At 66.6% G+C, this 20744-nt stretch carries 23 protein-coding genes and 1 pseudogene; 12 read left to right on the top strand and 12 right to left on the bottom strand.

Translation table 11 applies throughout. The features are described from left to right. The first annotated feature begins 41 nt into the window (after window positions 1–41). From EST26_RS02265 to hprK, 4 genes are all read left to right on the top strand, one after another. On the top strand, window positions 42–1007 hold the full coding sequence (locus EST26_RS02265; RefSeq protein WP_291065264.1) for an AEC family transporter: 966 nt from the start codon (window positions 42–44) through the stop codon (window positions 1005–1007). Between the two features lie 145 nt (window positions 1008–1152). After that, window positions 1153–1482: a ribosome-associated translation inhibitor RaiA gene (raiA, locus tag EST26_RS02260; protein ID WP_291065045.1), complete on the top strand. Its 330-nt coding sequence runs from the start codon at window positions 1153–1155 to the stop codon at window positions 1480–1482. Between the two features lie 146 nt (window positions 1483–1628). Next, complete coding sequence (locus EST26_RS02255) at window positions 1629–2099, top strand: PTS sugar transporter subunit IIA (RefSeq protein WP_291065044.1); 471 nt, start codon at window positions 1629–1631, stop codon at window positions 2097–2099. Between the two features lie 15 nt (window positions 2100–2114). Then, window positions 2115–3068, top strand: a complete 954-nt coding sequence (gene hprK, locus EST26_RS02250; protein ID WP_291065043.1) for an HPr(Ser) kinase/phosphatase — start codon at window positions 2115–2117, stop codon at window positions 3066–3068. A 39-nt stretch (window positions 3069–3107) separates the two neighbouring features. Here the strand turns inward: hprK and EST26_RS02245 are convergent, their stop codons facing one another. Next, complete coding sequence (locus EST26_RS02245; protein ID WP_291065041.1) at window positions 3108–3350, bottom strand: DUF2789 domain-containing protein; 243 nt, start codon at window positions 3348–3350, stop codon at window positions 3108–3110. A gap of 159 nt (window positions 3351–3509) precedes the next feature. Between EST26_RS02245 and fumC the strand changes: the two are divergent. Continuing rightward, window positions 3510–4927: pseudogene (gene fumC, locus EST26_RS02240) on the top strand (class II fumarate hydratase). Between the two features lie 342 nt (window positions 4928–5269). Here fumC and fur read toward each other — a convergent pair. Next, entirely contained in the window at window positions 5270–5710 is a 441-nt protein-coding gene (gene fur / locus EST26_RS02235; RefSeq protein WP_291065039.1) for a ferric iron uptake transcriptional regulator, read from the bottom strand. 113 nt (window positions 5711–5823) lie between these two features. On the opposite strand from fur, the gene EST26_RS02230 reads away from it, so the two are divergent. The 7 genes from EST26_RS02230 to holA all read left to right on the top strand — a co-directional run bounded on the left by EST26_RS02230 (window position 5824) and on the right by holA (window position 12771). Continuing rightward, a complete protein-coding gene (locus EST26_RS02230; RefSeq protein ID WP_291065037.1) occupies window positions 5824–6426 on the top strand; it encodes an outer membrane protein assembly factor BamE in 603 nt (200 codons plus the stop codon). Further along, window positions 6423–7238, top strand: a complete 816-nt coding sequence (gene dapB, locus EST26_RS02225; RefSeq protein ID WP_291065035.1) for a 4-hydroxy-tetrahydrodipicolinate reductase — start codon at window positions 6423–6425, stop codon at window positions 7236–7238. The genes EST26_RS02230 and dapB overlap by 4 nt, the downstream gene beginning before the upstream one ends. Before the next feature lie 24 nt (window positions 7239–7262). Then, window positions 7263–7922 (top strand): MotA/TolQ/ExbB proton channel family protein, encoded by a 660-nt coding sequence (locus EST26_RS02220; RefSeq protein WP_291065033.1) that lies wholly within the window; start codon window positions 7263–7265, stop codon window positions 7920–7922. Further along, entirely contained in the window at window positions 7919–8365 is a 447-nt protein-coding gene (locus tag EST26_RS02215; RefSeq protein ID WP_291065032.1) for a biopolymer transporter ExbD, read from the top strand. The genes EST26_RS02220 and EST26_RS02215 overlap by 4 nt, the downstream gene beginning before the upstream one ends. A gap of 72 nt (window positions 8366–8437) precedes the next feature. After that, window positions 8438–11137 carry a leucine--tRNA ligase gene (gene leuS / locus EST26_RS02210; RefSeq protein WP_291065031.1) on the top strand — a complete coding sequence of 900 codons (2700 nt, stop codon included), beginning with the start codon at window positions 8438–8440 and terminating at the stop codon, window positions 11135–11137. A gap of 18 nt (window positions 11138–11155) precedes the next feature. Beyond that, window positions 11156–11704, top strand: a complete 549-nt coding sequence (lptE, locus tag EST26_RS02205) for an LPS assembly lipoprotein LptE (protein WP_291065030.1) — start codon at window positions 11156–11158, stop codon at window positions 11702–11704. A 14-nt stretch (window positions 11705–11718) separates the two neighbouring features. Further along, window positions 11719–12771: a DNA polymerase III subunit delta gene (gene holA / locus EST26_RS02200; protein ID WP_291065029.1), complete on the top strand. Its 1053-nt coding sequence runs from the start codon at window positions 11719–11721 to the stop codon at window positions 12769–12771. 17 nt (window positions 12772–12788) lie between these two features. Here holA and EST26_RS02195 read toward each other — a convergent pair whose 3' ends face one another. From EST26_RS02195 to EST26_RS02150, 10 genes are all read right to left on the bottom strand, one after another. Beyond that, on the bottom strand, window positions 12789–13400 hold the full coding sequence (locus EST26_RS02195; protein WP_291065028.1) for a DUF1566 domain-containing protein: 612 nt from the start codon (window positions 13398–13400) through the stop codon (window positions 12789–12791). Between the two features lie 238 nt (window positions 13401–13638). Further along, the gene (locus tag EST26_RS02190; protein WP_291065027.1) at window positions 13639–14085 is read right to left on the bottom strand and encodes a hypothetical protein; all 447 of its coding nucleotides are present in this window, start codon (window positions 14083–14085) and stop codon (window positions 13639–13641) included. A 28-nt stretch (window positions 14086–14113) separates the two neighbouring features. Then, complete coding sequence (locus EST26_RS02185; protein ID WP_291065026.1) at window positions 14114–15028, bottom strand: heme ABC transporter ATP-binding protein; 915 nt, start codon at window positions 15026–15028, stop codon at window positions 14114–14116. Between the two features lie 9 nt (window positions 15029–15037). Then, window positions 15038–16042: a tripartite tricarboxylate transporter substrate binding protein gene (locus tag EST26_RS02180; protein WP_291065025.1), complete on the bottom strand. Its 1005-nt coding sequence runs from the start codon at window positions 16040–16042 to the stop codon at window positions 15038–15040. A gap of 126 nt (window positions 16043–16168) precedes the next feature. Continuing rightward, a complete protein-coding gene (locus EST26_RS02175; protein ID WP_291065024.1) occupies window positions 16169–16618 on the bottom strand; it encodes a ferritin-like domain-containing protein in 450 nt (149 codons plus the stop codon). A gap of 78 nt (window positions 16619–16696) precedes the next feature. Further along, window positions 16697–17797 (bottom strand): iron ABC transporter permease, encoded by a 1101-nt coding sequence (locus EST26_RS02170; protein ID WP_291065023.1) that lies wholly within the window; start codon window positions 17795–17797, stop codon window positions 16697–16699. Further along, window positions 17794–18702 (bottom strand): ABC transporter substrate-binding protein, encoded by a 909-nt coding sequence (locus tag EST26_RS02165; protein ID WP_291065022.1) that lies wholly within the window; start codon window positions 18700–18702, stop codon window positions 17794–17796. Before EST26_RS02165 ends, EST26_RS02170 begins: the two co-directional genes overlap by 4 nt. Beyond that, window positions 18699–19796 carry a ChuX/HutX family heme-like substrate-binding protein gene (locus tag EST26_RS02160; protein ID WP_291065021.1) on the bottom strand — a complete coding sequence of 366 codons (1098 nt, stop codon included), beginning with the start codon at window positions 19794–19796 and terminating at the stop codon, window positions 18699–18701. The genes EST26_RS02165 and EST26_RS02160 overlap by 4 nt, the downstream gene beginning before the upstream one ends. 32 nt (window positions 19797–19828) lie before the next feature. Continuing rightward, window positions 19829–20140: a hypothetical protein gene (locus tag EST26_RS02155; RefSeq protein ID WP_291065020.1), complete on the bottom strand. Its 312-nt coding sequence runs from the start codon at window positions 20138–20140 to the stop codon at window positions 19829–19831. A gap of 42 nt (window positions 20141–20182) precedes the next feature. Further along, window positions 20183–20737: a pyridoxamine 5'-phosphate oxidase family protein gene (locus EST26_RS02150; RefSeq protein WP_291065019.1), complete on the bottom strand. Its 555-nt coding sequence runs from the start codon at window positions 20735–20737 to the stop codon at window positions 20183–20185. Window positions 20738–20744 lie beyond the last annotated feature (7 nt).

The raw sequence follows: 20744 nt of genomic DNA, 5'->3' as shown, positions 1-20744 counted from the left end.
GGCAGCCGATGATAGTGGAGCTTGCCTGCGACAATGCCGCCGTGCTGCAAATCCTGCTCGTGACTTTTCCGTTTTTTGCGCTCGTGTTGGCTGGCTTTGTGGCGGCGCACCGGCGCTGGCTGCCACTGGAGGCGATCCCCGGACTCAACGGCTTCGTGCTGTACTTTGCGCTGCCGGCCATGCTGTACCGCTTTGGCTCGACCACGCCGGTGGCGCAGTTGCTCGACGCCTCGGTGTTCGGCGTCTATTTGCTGTGTGCGCTGGCCATGGTGGCGTTTGCCATCGCCATGACGATCAACCAGCGCCTGCGCTGGAACGACGCCTCGTTCGGTGCGCTGGTGGCTTCTTTTCCCAACACCGGCTTCATGGGTGTGCCACTGTTGGCGGCACTGCTCGGGCCGCACAGCGTGGGCACCGTGATCGTGCTGATCCTGGTCGACATGGTGATCACCAGCTCGCTATGCATTGCGCTGTCGCGGCTGGATGAAAGCGCGGGTCACAATGGGCGCGCAGCCATGCGGGTGGCGGGCCAAAAGGCGCTGCGCGGCGTCCTCACCAACCCCATGCCCTGGGCCATCATTCTGGGCGCGCTGGCCTCGGCGGTGCAGTTCACGCTGCCCGCGCCGCTGCAAAAAACTGTCTGGCTGCTAGCCGACGCCGCGTCCCCAGTGGCGCTGTTCACCATCGGCGCGGTGCTGGCGCGCGCGCAACTGCAGTCCAGCCACCCGATGCCGCTGAGCGACTACGTGCCGGTGGTGCTGATGAAGCTGCTGCTGCACCCGCTGCTGGTGCTGGCCGTGGGCAGCGCAGCCATACAACTGGGGGTGCCGCTCGACCCCTTTGCCCTTACCGTGATGGTGCTGATAGCGGCGCTGCCCAGCGCCAGCAACGTCTCGCTGTTGGCCGAGCGTTTCGGCGCCGACAACGGACGCATCGCCCGCATCATTCTGGTCAGCACCGCAGCCGCCTTTCTGACTTTTTCGGCCGCGGTGGCGCTGCTCACCTAAAGCATTATTTTTACGTTTTGTTGCCGTCGTGGTTGGTGCCGGCGAAGATTCATGCGGCATAGTGGCCTCGTGACATCCCCGTGACCGCCGGGCAATTTGTCGGCTTGGCGGTTTGTGTCCCACCGGAGCATAAGGAGGCTCTTTTATGAACTTGACGATCAGCGGCCATCATCTTGAAGTTACGCCCGCGCTGCGCAGCTACGTCACCAGCAAGCTCGAACGCATCACCCGCCACTTTGACCAGGTGGTAGATGTCAAGGTGCTGCTGATGGTGGACAACCAGAAAGAAAAAGACCTGCGCCAGCGCGCCGAGTGCAGCATTCACGTCAAGGGCCGCGACCTGTTCGCGGAAAGTGCCCACGCCGACCTGTACGCGGCAGTAGATGAGTTGGCCGACAAACTCGATCGCCAGGTGTTGCGTCATAAAGACAAACTGCAGGAGCACAACCACGAACCGGCCAAGCGTTTGATGTGACGCGCGTCAGCGAGACGCCCGTCTCGACCTCCAGAAAAATATGCTGCACTGCAACAAACCACTTGAAAAGTCAAGCGGCTTTTTTTGTGGCTGCAGTCTAGCCAAGGCCGATCCAGTCGGCATAATTCGCCTCTCAAGAGGCCCGTATGAACCGACTTTCCGCCATTTTGCCCGCCGCGCAAGTTCTTGCGCGCGTGGAAGCAACCAGCAAGAAACGTGCGTTTGAAGAAGCCGGCTTGTTGTTTGAATCCCTGCACGGTCTCAACCGCGCCCTGATCACCGACAGCCTGTTTGCGCGCGAGCGCCTGGGATCGACCGGTCTGGGCCACGGCGTGGCGATTCCGCACGGCCGCATCAAGGGCCTCAAGCAGCCGCTGGCTGCGGTGTTCCAGTTGGCCAGCCCGATCGGCTTTGACGCCCCGGACGAACAACCGGTGCAACTCGTGATCTTCTTGCTGGTGCCCGAAGCGGCAACCCAGAAGCATCTGGAGATTTTGTCCGAAATCGCCGAACTGCTCAGCGACAGCGGGCTGCGCGAGCAGCTCAAAGCAGCCAGCGAATCCCAGGCCTTGCACCGCCTGATTGCGGCCTGGCAGTCGGTGCACGCCGCCGCCTGAGCGGGTGCTGCGGCCGTGAAACCGACCGTCGTCAGCGCCGATGTGCTGTTTGAAGACCACCGCGACAACCTGAAGTGGCAATGGGTGGCGGGGCTGGGTGCCAGCGAGCGCCGCTTTGACGAAGTAGCGGTGCGCGCGGCGCGCTCCGGCGCCGATCTGGTCGGCTACCTGAATTACATCCACCCGTATCGGGTACAGGTGCTCGGCCAGCGCGAGGTCGCCTACCTGAGCAGCCCGAACGAAGACGACAACCACCGCCGCGTCGCCCGCATCGTGACACTCGAGCCGCCGGTACTGGTGGTGGCCGACGGCCAGACCATTCCCGCCAACCTGCTGGCGATGTCCGAGCAGGCACAAATACCGACCTTCTCCACCCAGCAGTCGGCCGCCTTCGTGATCGACGTGCTGCGCGCCTACCTGTCGCGCCATTTCGCCGACCGCATATCCATGCACGGCGTGTTCATGGACATCCTGGGCATGGGCGTGATGATCACCGGCGAATCGGGCCTGGGCAAGAGCGAGCTTGGCCTGGAGCTGATCTCGCGCGGCCACGGCCTGGTGGCCGACGACGCGGTCGACCTGCACCGCATCAACCAAGCCAGCATCGAAGGCCGCTGCCCGGAGCTGCTGCAAAACCTGCTCGAAGTGCGCGGCATCGGCCTGCTCGACATCAAGACCATTTTTGGCGAGACCGCCGTGCGCCGCAAGATGCGCCTGAGCTTGATCGTGCATCTGGTGCGCAAGGAAACCCTGGAGCGCGACTACGAGCGCATGCCGCACGAGCCCTTGTACCAAGACGTGCTGGGCGTTCCGGTGCGCAAGGTGGTGATTCAGGTGGTGGCCGGACGCAACATCGCGGTGCTGGTCGAAGCCGCCGTGCGCAACACCATTTTGCAACTGCGCGGCATCGACACCTACCAGGAATTTGTCGCGCGCCACCGCGCTACCATGCTGCGCGGCGACAACTGAAGCCGGCGGCAGCGCAGGGGCTTTGCGACCCCCGCCCTTTCAGCGCATTGGTTCGCGCAGGGCCAGGTTGAGTTGGTCCACCACTTCGGCCCAGTCGGCGTCGCCCACCAGTTCCTCGCGCAGCAGTGCGGCCTGAGCCGGCGTCCAGAAGGGTGCATCTTCCAGCCGGGTGCGCGGGTCCAGCGGCGAATGCCGCTGGATGAAAACGGCGATGTCTTTCTCGTTGCCGGACAGGCCCAGTTGGGCAAAGAGTTCGCAGAACTGGTGGTAGTGAGGCGACATGGTGGGCTTCCTTTTCGGCCCCGCCTGGCAGGGCAGGCGGCGCAGACTGTATTGAACCGATATTGTCCATTAGACGCACCTGCGGTGCTCTGCGCACAACGGCGGGTGTGTAATAGCCTCCTCGACCAAGTTGTCCGCCACTCCCGCAGGAGCATCGTCATGCCATTGCTCACCCCCACCCCATCCGCTGCCACGCGCACGGAGTGGGACACTTTCGGCCCCATCGAGGTGCCCAAGGAGCGGCTCTGGGGCGCGCAGACGCAGCGCTCGCTGGCCTGCTTCGCCATCTCCACCGAACGCATGCCGCAGGAGATCGTGCGGGCGCTGGCCATGGTCAAGCTGGCCAGCGCCCGCGTGAACCTGGAGCTGACCCTGCTGGCGCCCGATAAGGCCATGGCCATCGTCAGCGCGGCCGAAGAGGTGCTGGACGGCGAGCACGATGCCGAATTCCCACTCTCGGTCTGGCAAACCGGCTCGGGCACGCAGAGCCATATGAATATGAACGAGGTGCTGGCCAACCGGGCTTCCGAGCTGCTGGGCGGCCCGCGCGGCCCCGGCCGTCTGGTGCACCCCAATGACGACGTGAACCTGGGCCAGTCGTCCAACGACGTCTTCCCCACGGCCATGCATCTGGCGGCGGCGCACGACATCATCGTGGCGCTGCTGCCGGCGCTGGCGGGCCTGCGCCAGACGCTGGCGACCCAGGCCGCAGCCTTTGCCGACATCGTGAAGATAGGTCGCACCCACCTGCAGGACGCCACGCCGCTGACGCTGGGCGACGAGTTTTCGGGCTATGCGGCGCAACTGGCGCAGGTGGAGCTGCATATCCAGGCCAGCCTGTCCGCGCTCTACCCGCTGGCCATCGGCGGCACGGCCGTGGGCACGGGCCTGAACACCCACCCCGAGTTCGGGCCACGGGTGGCAGCCGAGCTGGCCCGGGGCGCGCATCTGCCCTTCACCAGCGCGCCCAACAAGTTCGCGGCCCTGGCTGCGCACGACGCTCTGGGGCGATGCACGGGGCCCTGAAGACGCTGGCGGTGGCGTTGATGAAGATAGCCAACGACGTGCGCTGGCTGGCTTCGGGCCCGCGCGTCGGCCTGGGCGAGATCACCCTGCCCGAAAACGAACCGGGCAGCTCCATCATGCCGGGCAAGGTGAACCCCACGCAGTGCGAGGCGCTCACCATGCTGTGCTGCCAGGTGATGGGCAACGACGTGGCCATCACCATTGGCGGCGCTTCGGGGAATTTCGAGCTCAACGTCTACAAGCCGCTGATCGCCCACAATCTGCTGCAAAGCATCCGTCTGCTGGCCGACGGCATGGCCAGCTTCGATGTGCATTGCGTGCGCGGCATCGAAGCGCAGCGCGAACGCATCCAGTCGCTGCTGAACAGTTCACTGATGCTGGTGACAGCCCTGACCCCGCACATAGGCTACGACCGCGCCGCGGCCATTGCCAAACACGCGCACCAAAAAGGCAGCACCCTGCGCGAGGCGGCGCTGGCCTTGGGCGACGTGAGCGCGGCGGACTTCGATCGCTGGGTGAACCCGGCTGACATGGTGCGGCCGCAGGCTTGACGGTGCTTTCGCACCGGAAAGCGTCAGGGTTCGCCAGAAAACCTTCCGAAACGCGCGCGATGGCTGCCGAGTGGGGTCTGAGCGCCGCCAGCGAGTCGCGGCATGCCGCGACTCTTTCTGCAACGCCAGTTGCCGCCTTTTTGCCCTATCCGGTTGGCGCCCTCTGCACACGCGTTGCAACCGGCTCCTGGCCTATTGATCCGGCCCGGTGAAGTAGCAACCGTTCGCCCTGAGCCTGTCGGAAATACCAGCTCAGCCCGAACGGAGCGCAAGACTGCTGCGGGCCGGATCAATAAGCTTGCGACGCATGCTCGGCGTCTGAACCGTCCGAGTCAGGCTCCATCAGCCCCGATCACCGCTTTTGCGGTGCGGGCAATCGGTCTTGTTGCAGTTGGCATAAAGGGATAGGGCGTGCTCCTGCAGAATGAAGCCGCGCGCCTTGGCCACCATTTGCTGGCGCTTTTCGATTTCGGGGTCGAAAAACTCCTCTACCCGGCCGCAGTCCAGGCACACCAGATGGTCGTGGTGCTGGCCCTCGTTGAGTTCGTAGACCGCCTTGCCGGACTCGAAGTTGCTGCGCGTGAGCAAGCCGGCCTGCTCGAACTGCATCAGCACCCGGTAGACCGTGGCCAGCCCGACGTCGGAATGGGCTTGCAGCAGCACGCGAAACACGTCCTCGGCGGTCATGTGGCGCTGCTTGGCGCTCTGGAACACCTCCAGAATCTTCAGGCGCGGCAGCGTGGCTTTGAGCCCGGTGTTCTTCAGTTCATCGATGTTGGTCATGGCTGGCTGGTGCAGGGCACCGACGGCAAAAGAACCTCCGGGGCTACAATGGCCGCATCATATCGTCAGCGCTGCGCTTGACGCTCGTACCGGTGTATTCCATGCCTCACCCCATGCATCATTTCAGTCGTTCTCGCCCAAGCTCCCGCGCTCGCTCGCAGCCCTGGCGCGCCGCTGCGCGGCTGGGCGCACTGGCGACCGTGCTGATTTTGTCGGGTTGCGCCGCCGTGGGCGAGCGGCTGCCCGCCGTGCCCAGCATCACCGGCCTGATCACGCCTTACCGCATCGACATCCAGCAGGGCAACGTGGTCACGCGCGAACAGGCGCAGGCGCTGCAAGTCGGCCTGTCGCGCCAGCAGGTGCGTCAAATTCTGGGCTCGCCGTTGCTGAGCAGCATTTTTCACGGCGAGCGCTGGGACTACGTGTTCACGCTGCAGCGCCAGGGGCAAGAACCGCAGCAGCGTCGGCTGACGGTGTTTTTCAAGGACGACGTGCTGGAGCGCGTGGAGAGCGACGAGCTGCCGACCCAAAATGAATTTGTCGCGGCGCTGGCGCACCAGCGCGTGGTGGCGCGGCCACTGCCGCTGCAAGCCACACCCGAGCAGTTGAGCGCGTTCTTGGAACGGCACCCGCCGCTGGCTGCACCAACCCCGGTGCCGCCCACGCCCGGGCGCGTATTCCCGCCGCTGGAGGCCGGCGCCGGAGCCGCCCGATGAGCGCGCCCGCCCTGCACCGCGTCTGCGTGGCCGGTGCCAGCGGCCGCATGGGGCAGATGCTGGTCGAAGCGGTGCGCGCCAGCGGCGATTGTTGTTTGACGGGCGCGCTCGACCTCGCCAGCAGCTCGGCCATCGGTCGGGACGCGGCCGCATTCGCCGGCCAGACCAGCGGCGTGCCCATCGGCGCCGATTTGGCCACGGGGCTGACCGGCAGCGAATTCCTGATCGACTTCACCCGTCCTGAAGGCACGCTGGCGCATCTGCGCGCGTGCGTCAAACACGGCGTGAAAGCGGTGATTGGCACCACCGGCTTCAACGACGCGCAAAAACAGGAAATCGCTAGCGCCGCGCAACAAATCGCCATCGTCATGGCGCCCAATATGAGCGTGGGCGTCAACGTCACGCTCAAACTGCTGGAGCTGGCGGCGCAGGCCCTGGCAACAGGTTACGACATCGAAATCATAGAGGCGCATCACCGCCACAAGGTCGACGCGCCCAGCGGCACCGCGCTCAAAATGGGCGAGGTGATTGCCCACGCACTCGGGCGCGATCTGCGCGACTGCGCGGTCTATGCGCGCGAGGGTGTGACCGGCGAACGCGACCCCTGCAGCATCGGCTTTGCCACCATTCGCGGCGGCGACATCGTCGGCGACCACACGGTGCTGTTTGCCGGCACGGGCGAGCGCATCGAGATCAGCCACAAGTCGAGCAGCCGCGCCAGCTACGCCCAGGGCAGCCTGCGCGCGCTGCGTTTTCTGGCGCAGCGCCCGCGCGGGCTGTACGACATGTTTGACGTGCTCGGCCTGCGCTGAGCGGTCGGCCGCAGCAGCAGCACCGTGGGCGCCTGGCAAACCCTCAAGCAAGGCGACGCCATCAGCCAGGGCGTGGCCTTGCTGCTGCTGGCCATGTCGGTGGCCAGTTGGGTGGTGATTTTCTGGCAGGGCTGGCGATTGCGCCGCGCCCGCAGCCAACTGCAACTGGCCTGCACCGCCTTTTGGCAGGCCGCGCAACTGGACGAGGCGCAACAGCGTTTGCAGGCGCTCGATCCCCAGCGCCTGCTGCTGCCCTTGCTGCTGGCAGCGCGCCACCTGCAGCGCAGTGCGCCGAACACGCTGGCCGCCGACGCCCAGCGCACGCAGCAACTCACCCGTGTGCTGCGCGATGCGCTGCATCGGGTGTTGGAGCGCTTGCAGTTCGGCCAGGTGTTGCTGGCCTCGGTGGGTGCCACGGCGCCCTTCGTCGGCCTGCTGGGCACGGTCTGGGGCATTTACCACGCGCTCAGCGCCATCGGGCTCGATGAGACGTTTCGCATCGAGCAGGTCTCTGGCCCGGTGGGCGAGGCGCTGGTGATGACCGCTGCCGGGCTGGCCGTGGCCATTCCGGCCGTGCTGGCGTACAACGTGCTGGGGCGTCAGATCGCGCGCATCGAGGCCGATCTGGAAGGCTTTGCGCACGATCTGCACGCCTTGCTTTGCCCAGCCGGGGGCCAGGCATGAGCTTTGGCCGCTTGGAACAGGCCCGCAGCCAGCGGCCAATGAGCGAGATCAACGTCGTCCCGCTGATCGACGTCATGCTGGTGCTGCTGGTGATCTTCATCATCGCCGCCGCCCCCGCTCTGTCCAGCCGGCTGGTGCTGGAGCTGCCGCAGGCGCAGGGCAAGACCGCGACCAGCCCTGCCCCGGCCTATGTCTCGATCGGGCTGGACGCGCAGGGCCAGACCTTTTGGGACGACCAGCCGATCGACAACGAGCAGTTGCGCCAGCGCCTGCAGCAAGCCGCACAGCGCAACCCGGCGACCGAAGTGCAGTTGCGCGCCGATGCCGCCGCGCCCTATGGCCGCGTGCTGCACCTGATCGGGCAGGCGCAGGCGGCGGGCCTGTCGCGCATCGGCTTCGTCGCCGACCCGAGCGCTGCTGCCACGGCGCCAGCAGCGCGCTGAAGCTGTCGGCAGCCAAACGCCTAAAATTCAGCCACCCCCTTTCTCCTGCACCGGCTGGCCGGTTTCTGGTTCATGCAAGAAAAATACGCCCACCAAGACGTCGAGCGCGCCGCGCAAGCGCACTGGAACGCCACCGACGCCTATCGCGTGCGCGAGGACAAGCGCAAACCCAAGTACTACGCCTGCTCCATGCTGCCCTACCCCAGCGGCAAGCTGCACATGGGCCACGTGCGCAACTACACCATCAACGACATGCTCACGCGCTACCTGCGCATGAACGGCCACAATGTGCTGATGCCCATGGGTTGGGACGCCTTTGGCCTGCCGGCCGAAAACGCGGCGCTCAAGAACGGCGTGCCGCCGGCCCAGTGGACCTACGACAACATCGCCCACATGAAGCAGCAGATGCAGGCCATGGGGCTGGCGATCGACTGGAGCCGCGAGATCGCCACCTGCGACCCGACCTATTACCGCTGGAACCAGTGGCTGTTTCTGAAAATGCTGGAAAAGGGCATTGCCTACCGCAAAACCCAGGTCGTCAACTGGGACCCGGTGGACCAGACCGTGCTGGCCAACGAGCAGGTGATAGACGGGCGCGGCTGGCGCACCGGCGCGCCGGTGGAAAAACGCGAAATTCCGGGCTACTACCTGCGCATCACCGCCTACGCCAACGAGCTGCTCGAGCACGTGCAACTGGGCAACCCCAAGGCCACGCTGCACGGCTGGCCCGACAAGGTGCGGCTGATGCAGGAAAACTGGATCGGCAAGAGCGAAGGCGTGCGCTTTGCTTTCCCGCACGAGATCAAAGGCGCCGACGGTGCTTTGATTGGCGATGGCAAGATGTACGTCTTCACCACCCGCGCCGACACCTTGATGGGCGTGACGTTTGCCGCCGTGGCGCCGGAACATCCGCTGGCGCTGCACGCAGCGGCCAGCAACCCGGCGCTGGCGACCTTCCTCGAAAGCTGCAAGACCGGTGGCAGCACCGAGGCCGAGCTCGCCACGCAAGAGAAAAAGGGCATGGCCAGCGGCCTGTTCGTGCGCCATCCGCTGAGTGGCGAACCGATCGAGGTCTGGGTTGGCAACTACGTGCTGATGAGCTACGGCGACGGCGCGGTCATGGGCGTGCCGGCGCACGACGAGCGCGATTTTGCTTTCGCGCAGAAGTACGGCCTGAAGATCCAGCAAGTGGTCGCACCCAACCCGGCGCTGGTGTCCCCCGAAGAGGCATACCGGTTCAGCGACGAAGCCTGGCAAGACTGGTACACCGACAAGCAACATGGCGTGTGCGTCAACTCCGGCGTGCTCGACGGTTTGACCTACAAGGCCGCGGTCGACAAGGTCGCCTTGCTGCTCGCAGAAAAGGGGCTTGGCGAGAAGAAAACCACCTTCCGCCTGCGCGACTGGGGCATCAGCCGCCAGCGCTACTGGGGCACGCCGATTCCCATCATCCACTGCGCCGAACACGGCGCGGTGCCCGTGCCCGAACAAGACCTGCCGGTGCTGCTGCCGCCGGACTGCATCCCCGACGGCAGCGGCAACCCGCTGCACAAGCACGAGGGTTTTCACGCCGGCGTGGTCTGCCCCGTTTGCGGCCAGAGCGCACGGCGCGAGACCGACACCATGGACACCTTCGTCGACTCGAGCTGGTACTTCATGCGCTACTGCGACCCGAGCAACGCCGAGCAGATGGTGGGTGACGGCGCGAACTACTGGATGCCGATGGACCAGTACATCGGCGGCATCGAGCATGCCATTTTGCATCTGCTGTACGCGCGTTTTTGGACCAAGGTGATGCGCGACCTCGGGCTGCTCAAGGTCGACGAACCCTTTGCCAAGCTGCTCACGCAAGGCATGGTGCTCAACCACATCTACTCGCGCCGCACCGAACGGGGCGGCAAAGACTATTTCTGGCCGCACGAGGTGGAAAACGTGCTCGACGAAGGCGGCAAGATCGTCGGCGCCCGGCTTCAATTCGCCGTCGGCGCACTGCCCGCGGGCAGCGCCATCGACTACGAAGGCGTGGGCACCATGTCCAAGTCGAAGAACAACGGTGTCGATCCGCAGGACTTGATCGAAAAATACGGCGCCGACACGGCGCGCCTGTACACCATGTTCACCGCCCCGCCCGAGGCCACGCTGGAGTGGAACGACGCGGCGGTGGAAGGCAGCTACCGCTTCTTGCGCCGGGTCTGGGCCTGTGCACACCGCAACGCCGACGCGCTGCGCACCGCCTGCGCGCAAGACCTGAGCCAGGCCAGCCTGCGCCCCGAAGCGCGCGCCTTGCGCCGCGAGATGCACCTGGTGCTCAAACAAGTCAGCTACGACTACCAGCGCATGCAGTACAACACGGTGGTCTCGGGCTGCATGAAGCTGCTCAACGCACTGGAAGACTTCACTTTCGACCACAGCCCAGGCGACGCCGCGCTGCGCTGCGAAGGCCTGTCGCTGCTGCTGCGCATGCTCTACCCGGCCTGTCCGCACCTTGCCCATGCGCTGTGGACGGAACTGGGTTACGCCCGCGCCCAGGGCGAGTTGCTCGATGCCCCTTGGCCGGCACCGGACGAAGCGGCGCTGCAGCAAGACGAAATCGAACTGGTGCTGCAAATCAACGGCAAGCACCGCGGCAGCCTGCGCGTGGCCGCCGGCGCCGAACGCGCCGCCGTCGAAGCCGCAGCGCTGGCCAGCGCTGCGTTCCAGAAACACGCGCCCGGCACCAGCCCCAAGAAGGTGGTGCTGGTGCCGGGGCGTTTGGTCAACATCGTGCTCTGAGAGGCTGCGCTGCTCGCCATGAATCTTTCCTCCCCCGTCGCTCCCCTGGCGCCTACCCGGCGGCGGCTGCTGCGTGCGCTGACGCTGGGCGGCGCTGCCCTGCTGGGCCTGTCCGGCTGTGGCTTTGTCTTGCGCGGGACACCCCGCTTCGCCTTTGAATCGCTGCGCGTGCAAGGCCACGAAAACACACCGGTGACGCGCGAATTGCGTGCCGCGCTCAGCGCGGCCGGACTGCGTGTGCTCACCCACGACACACCCGCCAACGCCGCTGCAGCCCAGGTCGTGCTGAACGTCATGACCGATCAGCGCGAACGCACCGTGGTCGGCCAGACCGCCGCCGGCCAGGTGCGCGAACTGCTGCTGCGCACACGCTTTCGCTTCAGCCTGCGCCGCGCGGACGGCCAGGAACTGCTGCCCGAGACCGAGTTGCTGCTCGAGCGCCCCATCAGCTTCACCGAAGGCGCGGTACTGGCCAAAGAGGCCGAAGAAGCGCAAATCTACCGCGACATGCAAACCGATCTCGTGCGCCAGCTCATGCGCCGCCTGGCGGCCGTGCCGGCGCGCTGAGCCAGCGCCGCGCCATGCAAATTGCTGCCGCCCAACTTGCAGCCCACGTGCAGCGTGGCCTGCAAAAGCTGTACACGCTGCACGGCGACGAGCCGCTGCTGCTGCAAGAAGCGGCCGACGCGCTGCGCACCGCGGCACGCCAGCAAGGCCACAGCGAACGCCGCGTACACAGCGTGCTGGGTGCGCACTTCGATTGGAGTGCGGTGCTCGCCAGCGTCAACTCGCTCAGTCTGTTTGCCGACAAACAACTGGTCGAAATCCGCATCCCGTCCGGCAAACCCGGCAAAGACGGTGCCACCGCCTTGCAGCAAATCGCCGCCAGCGCGCCCGGCAACGACAGCACCCTCACGCTGGTGCTGCTGCCCAAGCTCGATGGCGCGAGCCAAAAGAGCGCCTGGTTTGCTGCGCTGGAGAGCGCAGGCGTGAGCGTCAAGGTCGATCCGGTGACGCTAAGCGCGCTGCCAAACTGGATCGCGCAGCGCTTGCAGCAGCAGGGCCAGCGCGTCGCCGCCGGAGAAGCCGGCCAGCGCACCCTGCAATTTTTTGCCGACCGGGTCGAGGGCAACCTGCTGGCCGCGCAGCAAGAAATTCAGAAACTCGGGCTGCTGCACCCCGTGGGTGAAATCAGCCTGGAGCAGGTGCAGGCCGCCGTGCTCAACGTGGCGCGCTACGACGTTTTCAAGCTCTGCGAGGCGGTGCTGGGCGGGCACAGCCTGCGCGCGCAGCGCATGTTGGACGGCCTGCAAGCCGAGGGTGAGGCGGCGGTGCTGGTGCACTGGGCACTGGCCGAAGACATTCGCAGCCTCAACCGCGCGAAGCGCGCGCTCGACGCCGGGCGCGCGCTGCCGCTGGCACTGCGCGAAAACCGCATCTGGGGCGTGAAGGAAAAGCTGTTCGAGCGCGTCTTGCCGCACCTGAGTCAGACCCAACTGGCGCACTGGCTGCAAGACGCGCACACGGTAGACGGCATTGTCAAGGGCCTCAAACAAGCCGACTGGCCAACCGACCCCTGGCAGGCGCTGCAGCAGCTCGCGCAGCGTGTGACACAGGCTTGCAGGCGGCACTGAAGTGGCAGCGGGCGCGATCAATCGCCTGCCGGACGAACCAGCAGCACCATCATGGGCGCGCGCCTGAGCGCATCGTTGCGCTGCTCGCCCGTGCCCGTGTGGACCGCCCAGCCATGCATGAACTGCAACTGGTTGACGTTCTGGCCGCTTATGCCTTGCGCAATGTTGTTGTAGTTGTAGATATTGACCGAACGCATCCTGATGGCAGCGGTAGCGCTCCAGCTCCAGCCCTGGCTGGCCACAGGCAGCGTGGCCCGGCCTGCGCCGGGTGATTGCTGGCTCAGGCGGGCCAGTTGTTGCAATTCTTTCAGGTGCGGCAAACGCCAGGCCACACCCTCATCCCTGGCCCGTTGGCGTGCCAGGGCGTTGGCTGCGCTGTGATCCAGCAACAGCAACTGGCCCACGCAATGCCTGCCATTCCAGCGCAGCCCTGCGGCACAGCGCGTCCAGATCAACCGGGAGCTGTGCTGAATGAGGTGGGCACCGTCAGACGTCAGTGTCCACTCGGGCTGGGGCGGCGCTGCTTCGGTCGCCCACGACAGGGCCGAGACACCCAGCAGCACAGCGCCCGCAGCCCAGCGCTGCCAGGCGGGCACCAGACGGGCGCAGGAACGGACGATCGCGTGCATGCTCGCTACATCGGCCAAGCGCAGGAAAAACTGAGCCCGGTTCGGTCATTTTGAGTCATCCTAAATCCGGCAGTTGGACGCGCCCGAGTGGGCCGCCCCAGGGCGGCTCAATCGGGTGCGTAGCGCTCTCACCCAGCAGGTGAGCGCCTTCGTGGTCAAATGAGTGTGTGTTCCTGGGCGTTTCCAGCGCAAACTGCGCGGTCAACTGCCGGATTTAGGTTCATGTCACGTGAGCCGCTCAAGCCCCCTGCTTGCCCGCGTCTTGTTGCTCACAAGCCTGACCGGTGCGAAGACACAGACCGTCGTCTTGCAGCCAGGGGTGGGCGTGGCCGACGCAGCCGGTCTGGCAAATGACCTGACTGGCCTGCGACCAACTGCTCTGGCTGGCACGCGGTCGCGCAGCGCTGGCCGCAGCCGCCCGTGACGCCAGCCGACCCGCCAATCCCAGACCCAGCCCCCACAGAACGCTGCTGCGCGTGATGAGCAGTTGCGCGCGCAGTTGCAGCAACTGGGTCTCCAGCGTGTCGATTCGCTGCGCGCTGTGCTGCAACTGCGCGCCCACCTGACGCTGCAAGCCGCCGATCTGGCGCGCCAGCGCGGCGTGTTCGGCCACCAGCTCGTACACACGGGCGCCCTCGTGTAGGGTGCGCAGGCGCGGTCCGCCCGGTTTGGTGCTGTTACTCATGAATACTCCTTTCGTCTTGGCCACGGGGTCATTGATCAAACGCGGCGGGCAGCGTGTCGTCGCCGCCCGCAATGAGCAACTGCAGCACGCCGTCGGCTGCGTGCACCGGGCTGGCCTGCACCTGCCAGACGCGTTGCAGCAGCGCCGGGCACAGCACGTGCGCGGGTGGGCCGCTGGCAACCAGAGAGCCGCCGTCGAGCACCCAGACCTGGTCGGCGTAGCGCAGCGCGAGGTTCAAGTCGTGCAGCACCGCCAGCACGCCCACCCCCTGCTCGCGCGCCCAGCGCCGCACGGTCAGCAGCACCTCGTGCTGGTGCCGCAGATCGAGCGCGGCGGTCGGCTCGTCCAGCAGCAGCCAGCGGGCGCGACCGTCGGCGCTGGGTTGCCAGATTTGCGCCAGCACGCGCGCGAGCTGGACGCGGGCGCGCTCACCCCCGCTCAAACTGGCGAGTGAGCGCCGCGCCAGGGACGCCACGCCGACGAGCTGCATGGCCGACTGAACGATGGCCGCCTCATGGGACGCCGGCTGCTGGCGGTGTGGGTAGCGGCCGAGCTCGACCACGTCTTGCACGCGAAAGTCGAACGCTACCGCGCACTCCTGCGGCAGCACGGCGCGCTGGCGTGCCAGGCGGTGCAACTGCGCGGCACTGACGGGTTGCTGATTCAGCCAGACCGCGCCCGCGTGCGGCGCCTGCAGCCCCGCCAGCACCGACAGCAGGGTCGACTTGCCGGCCCCGTTGGGCCCCAGCAAGACGCCCACTTCACCGGCGTCCAGATGCAAATCGACCGCTTGCAGCAAACTGGCGCCGGCGGCGTGCACGCTCACCCCCTGCGCCTGCAAGCAGTCGGGGCCGCTCGCAGACGGCGCCCAGGCGCGCGCCCGCGACGCTGCTTGCAGACCGGGCTTGCTGGCCCTGGTGGTCCATAAATCCGTTGTGCGCATGGCGGCAGCTCAATCGACGCGCACGCCCAGGCGACGTATCAGTGCCGACCAGCGCGCCACCTCGCGCTGGTTGTGCGCCGCAAAATGCGCCGCCGTGCCGCCCAGAATGCTGGCTCCGGTGGCGCGCAGGCTGGCTTGCAGATCGCTGCGCTGCAAGACCCGGTTCAATGCCGCGTTCAGGCGTTCGACCACTGGGGCGGGCAACTGCGGCGGGCCGTAGATGCCAAACCAGCCGCTGGCCTCGAAATCGCGCAGCTCGGCCAGGCCCGACTCCTGCAGGGTCGGCAGTTCGGGCAAGACGTGCGAGCGTTGCGCGGAAGTCACGGCCAGACCACGCGCACGGCCGTCTTGCACCAAGGGGCGCGACATCACCACGGTGTCGAACATCAGCGCCACCCGCCCGGCAATGAAGTCCGGCAGGCCCTGAGCCGACGAGCGGTACGGAATATGAACTGAAAAGGTACGGGTGGCGGCCTTGAAAGCCTCGGCAATCAGGTGCGAGATGGTGCCGTTGCCCGAACTGGCGTAGTCGAAGCGGCCCGGGTTGGCGCGCAGCAGCGCAACCAATTCGGGCACGTTGCGCGCCGGCACGCTGGGGTGCACCATCACCACATGCGGCACGCTCAGCAGCAGCGCAACGGGGGTGAAGTCGCGCAGCGGATCGTACAGGGGTTGGGTGAACAGGCTGGGCGCAATCGCGTGGTTGCTGACCGTGCCCCAGGCCAGGGTCAGGCCGTCAGGCGCGGCGCGCGCCACCTCGGCCGCGCCCAGCATGCCGCCCACGCCGGGTTTGTTTTCAATCACGATGGTCTGGCCGAGCTCGCTTTCCAGCGCGGCCACGATCGGGCGGGCCAGCAAATCGGACGTGGCTCCGGCCGAAAAAGGAATCACCAGCCGGATGCGGCCGCTGCTGCCGGGCGCGCGGGCCCAGGCCGAGGGCAGGACCAGGGCAGCGGCGGCCGCGCCCAGCAGGTGGCGCCGACGCGCTGTGTTGGGGGGTGGTGCAGGTGTCATGGCTTGCGTCTCTGAGGGGTGATCGGCAGGCGCTGCGATCAGGCGCGCGCGCCGTGTTTGAGTGTTCTGGTGTTCCTTGGCCGCTTGCTCAGGCAGCCAAGGAGCGGGAGCATCGCCGGCGCCGATTCACGCCTCGGTAAAGGCCTGCGTCTGGCCGGGCTGGCGCAGCATCTTGTCAACCGCGTCGTGGTGCGCCAGTTCTTCGCCAATCATGTCGCGCGCATAGTCTTCCAGCCGCACGTTGCGCCCCTCGGTCAGGGCCAGCAATTCTTCGTAGGCCTGCAAGGCATGGGCCTCATGGGTCAGCGATTCGCGCAGAATGGCGCCGATGTCGTGCTGGTGCGTCTCCAGCAGCGGCCCAATGGCAAGCGAGGGATGGCCGCCCAGCCAGGTAACCAATTCACCGGCGGTGCGGGCATGAACCAGACCTTCATCGGCCTGCTCGCGCAGCCAGTCGACGATAGGGATGCGGTTGTAGCCGTACACCATCAGCGCGTAGTGCGTGTAGCGCACCACGCCGGCGAGTTCGAGCTCCATGATGCGGTTGAGAGTGTTGAGCACAGCGGTCTTGTCCATAAGGGCTTCTCCTGGGGTGAAAGGCCGCGGCGGGATTGCCGCTGCCGGGTGATGGGTGATGTGGGTGATGATCTGGGTTCATAGGAGGCGGCTGCCGTGTGTGCTGCGCAGCAGCAGCAGAAAAAACGGCACCCCAATCAGGGCGGTCAGCACACCCAGCGGCATCTCGGCCGGCTGCAGTGCGGTGCGTGCCACGGCGTCGGCCAGCAGCACCAGCACGGCGCCCAGCAGCGCCGCGCCGGGCAGAACCCAGCGGTGGTCGGGCCCGATCAGCAGCCGCACCATGTGCGGTGCGACCAGTCCGATAAAGCCGATGATGCCGGTGGTGGCAGTGATGGCGCCAACCGCCAGCGCCGCCACCACGATGGCGATTTTTTTCACGCGCTCGACCGGCACGCCCAGCAACACCGCCTGCGCCTCGCCCAGCGCCAGCGCGTTGAGCGCGTGCGCCAGCCGCAGCCCGATCAGACCCACCACGGCAGTGATGCCCAGCACCAGCCAGACCGCGCTCCAGCGCGCGCCGCCCAGGCTGCCCAGCAGCCAGAACTGCAGGTTGCGCAACTGCTCGTCGCTGGCGAGGAAGCTGAGCATGCCCAGCCCCGCGCCGGCCAGTGCATTGATGGCAATGCCGGCCAACAGCATCAGGCCGATGTGGGTACCCGCAGGACCGCGCGCGAGCAGGTAAATCAGCAGCGTGACGCTCAGACCACCTGCAAACGCCATCAGCACCAAGGTCCAACTGCCCAGGCTGCGCGGCAGGTCGGGAAACCACAGGCTGCCGAGCACGATGGTGACGCCGGCGGCCAGCGCGGCGCCGCTGCTCACGCCAATCAGGCCGGGGTCGGCCAGCGGGTTGCGAAACAAGCCCTGCATCAGCGCACCGGCCAGCCCCAGCCCGGCGCCGGCTGCGACGGCAAGCAGCAGGCGCGGCAGACGGATGTGAAAGAACACCAGCTCGCTGACGCTGTGCTCGACGGCCGCGGCGTCTTGTTGCAGCGCATTCCACAGCAAGGGCGGCAATTCGCGCAGCGGCAGGCTGTAGGCGCCCTGGCCGGCGGAAAACACGAAGGTGGCCACCAGCAGCAGAGCCAGAGCGGCGAGCAGCAGCACGCCGGCCGCAGGGTGAGCGCGCAACGGCACGCGCTGCGCCTGCGTGAGCGTGAGCGTGCTCGCTGTCATGCCAGCACCACGCGCTGGTGTAGGCGCAGCACCACGTCGGGCAGCCGCGGACCAAAGCCGAGCAGTTCAAGCGCGTCCAGGTGCACCAGCGCGCTCGCATGTCTGCGCCGCCGAAAGGCCGGCGTCAATGCGAGTTCGGGGCGCTGCCAGAAGCGATCTGCGCCCCCCTGGGCCAGCAGGCCCTGGGTGGTGGTGAGAATCGTATCGGGTGCGGCCCGCGCCAGGGCTTCGCTGGTCATGGGTCGGTAGCCGGCAAAGCCGCTCAGCGCGTTGCGTGCGCCTATCAGGCCGATCATGGCGTGCGCAGCGGTTTGCTCGCCCGACACCAGCGGACTGGCGCCATGCGCCAGCACGAACAACACCCGCGGGCCGGGTTGGCGGGGGGATCGTTGCAACTGCTCTTGCACCGCGGCCCAGCGCTTGTCGAGCTGTTGCTGCAACCGGGCAGCGCTGGCCTGTTGCTGTGTCACCCGTCCCACTGCAGCCACCTTGCGCCGCAGATCGTCCCAGTTGTGTTCTGAGGCCACCCGTTCGACCTGAACGCCGGCGCTGCGTATTTGTTCCAGCACCAGCGGCGGGCCGGCGTCGGCGCTGGCGACGAGCGCGTGCGGGCGCAGCGACAGCACGCCTTCGGCCGAGAGTTGGCGCATATAGCCCACCTTGGGCGTGGCCTGCGCTGCCAGCGGGTACAGGCTGGTGCTGTCGGTGCCGACCAGCAGGTGTTGCAGGCCCAGGGCAAAGAACACCTCGGTGATGCCGCCCCCGACGCTGATCAGCCGCCGGCTGGGCGGCTGCGCCCAGGCTGCGCCCAAGCCCCAGCCGCCGGCTGCGCCCAGCAGCGCGCGGCGCGACCAGCCCGCCCCCCCTGTGGGCCGCAGCGGCTCGCTGACGACGCTGGCTTTCATGCCTGCACCGCAAGGGCTTGGTCGTCGAGTACCGGCAAATGCGCCAGAATCTGCCGCCAGGCCATCAGCTCGGGCTGGCCGGGCTTGCGCGCGCCGAAAAACATGGCCATGAGTTCACCTTGGCGGTCGAACAGCTCAAGCGATGTCACCGTTGCGTTGTCGCTCGGCTTTTCCACCACCCAGACGTTCTCGATCAGGTCTTCGCGCAGGTGCAGGCTAAAGCCGGGGTCGAGCACGTTGAGCCAGCTCTTGCCGTCGTGCTCGAGCGGCTCGACCTGGCGGATCGGTCCGCTGTGGATTTGAATGCAGCCCGGGCTGCCGACGAAGCACATGATGGGGGTGGCGTCGAAGGCCGCTTCCAGCAGCGTTTCGCGCACCGCTCCCGTGCCTACCCGGTGCGTGTAGCGGCCCTGTGCCAGCCAAAAACTGGCCTGGCGTGCCAGCCCGAACTGGCGCAACAAGGGGAAAAATTGGTGCGTGTCGGTCATTGCACCCCAGGCACTGAGAAAGGCATCGGCGTTGGGGTCCGGCGCGGTGCGTGCGTCCGCGCGCGGCGCTGCGGGCAAGAACGCCACCGTTCGTTGCGGTGCGACGGCACGGTTGACACGCTGCGTCCATGCCATGTGATCGGTCTGCGGAGTCGGAAAAATTTTGTGTACCGCCACGCCATAGCGGTCGAAGAACTGCAAACTGATACGGTCTGCTGCGCCGCTGGTGGCCGTCTCACGGACGGCAAATCCGGCCTGCCACTGGTCGAAGAACAGTCGCAGGTCGATGTCTGGGCCCAAGGCCAGGCCGATCGATTCATTGGCCGAAATCTTTTGGTAGACCCCGGTTTTTTCATGCACCACGCTGTCGTTTCGGGTCAGCGCCAGCAGCGGCCCGCAGGCCTGCAGCGACTGCAACAGCTCCAGCCAGTTGCCATGCAAGGGCACGGCCTGCAGTGCTTGCTCGTGCAAGCCGACGTGGGCCGCCAGCGCGGCGCCCTCGCTTTGGCCGATGAATGCCGCGGCTTCACGCGCGCGCAGGCCCAGGGCGCGCGCTTGGGCAAACTGTTGGCGGATGCTTGCTGCCGGTTGGGGGTCTGGTTTCATGGTGGTTTTCCTCGTTTCGGTGGAGCGGCACTTCATTGCACGCGCTGCGCTGCCTCGTGCCAATGGCAGGCGCTCTGGGTTTGGGAGCGGTTGGGCTCGAATTTCTCCTGCTCGAGCTGCCAGCGCGTGCGCAAGTTGCCCAGCATGGTGCGCATGGGCGGCGACAGGAGTGGATGCGCGGCCAGGAAATACAGGTTGGAGACCAGTTTTCGCGCCAGCAATGGGCGGTTTGCGCAGTCGGGGGCTGACTGCGCGTAGCCGGTCAAGAGCGCCAGCGTGCCGGCCAGCAAGGCTTCGACCGATGGCAGGGTGTATTCCTCCTCGCAATAAGGCGCAGCGTTCATGGACGACTCCGGTTGTTGGGGTTGAAACAGGTGGCGGGACGATCAGGAAGGCAGTTGCTCGCTCAGGCGGCGTTCGGCCTGAGCGTCCGGCGCCCGATGGCCTTGCTCGTTGCGGTGACGCAGCCGCCCCAGGTCGTCGCCATCGAGCGTGTAGGCGCGGGCAAAGCCCGCCACGTACGAGCCCGACACGGGCACCAGCTCGAACAGGAGGAAGTCCTCGAGCGGCCGGATCACCTGCATGAACTTGCCAAAGCGCTGGCCGAACAAATCCAGGATCACCTCGAAGTGCGGGCTGCCACGCGGGCACTCGCTGGCCTGACAGGCCAGCGTGAGCCGTTCGCGGGCGAACAGGTGTGCGGCCTGCTGCTCGCCTTCGATGAACAGCACGCTGGCGCGCGCCGTGGCGCGCAGGTTGGCGGTGTGCCGCGCCAGCTCGCTCAGGTACACGAAGTAGCGTCCCGCGTCGCTCACATAGGGCGCGTAGCTGGCCTCGGGCAGACCGTCGGCGCCGACGGTGCCCAGGTGCAGGGTTTGAAAGCGGGCCGGGAAGGCCCGGCAGGCCGCCTGCACCTGCGTCAGATCATGGTTTTTTGACATAGCTGGA

It is taken from the genome of Hydrogenophaga sp. (assembly GCF_014773545.1).
In the GTDB taxonomy this organism is placed as follows: domain Bacteria; phylum Pseudomonadota; class Gammaproteobacteria; order Burkholderiales; family Burkholderiaceae_C; genus Hydrogenophaga.
The sequence above is the reverse complement of the archived record's forward strand: the minus strand, read 5'-3'. Positions and strand labels throughout refer to the sequence as shown.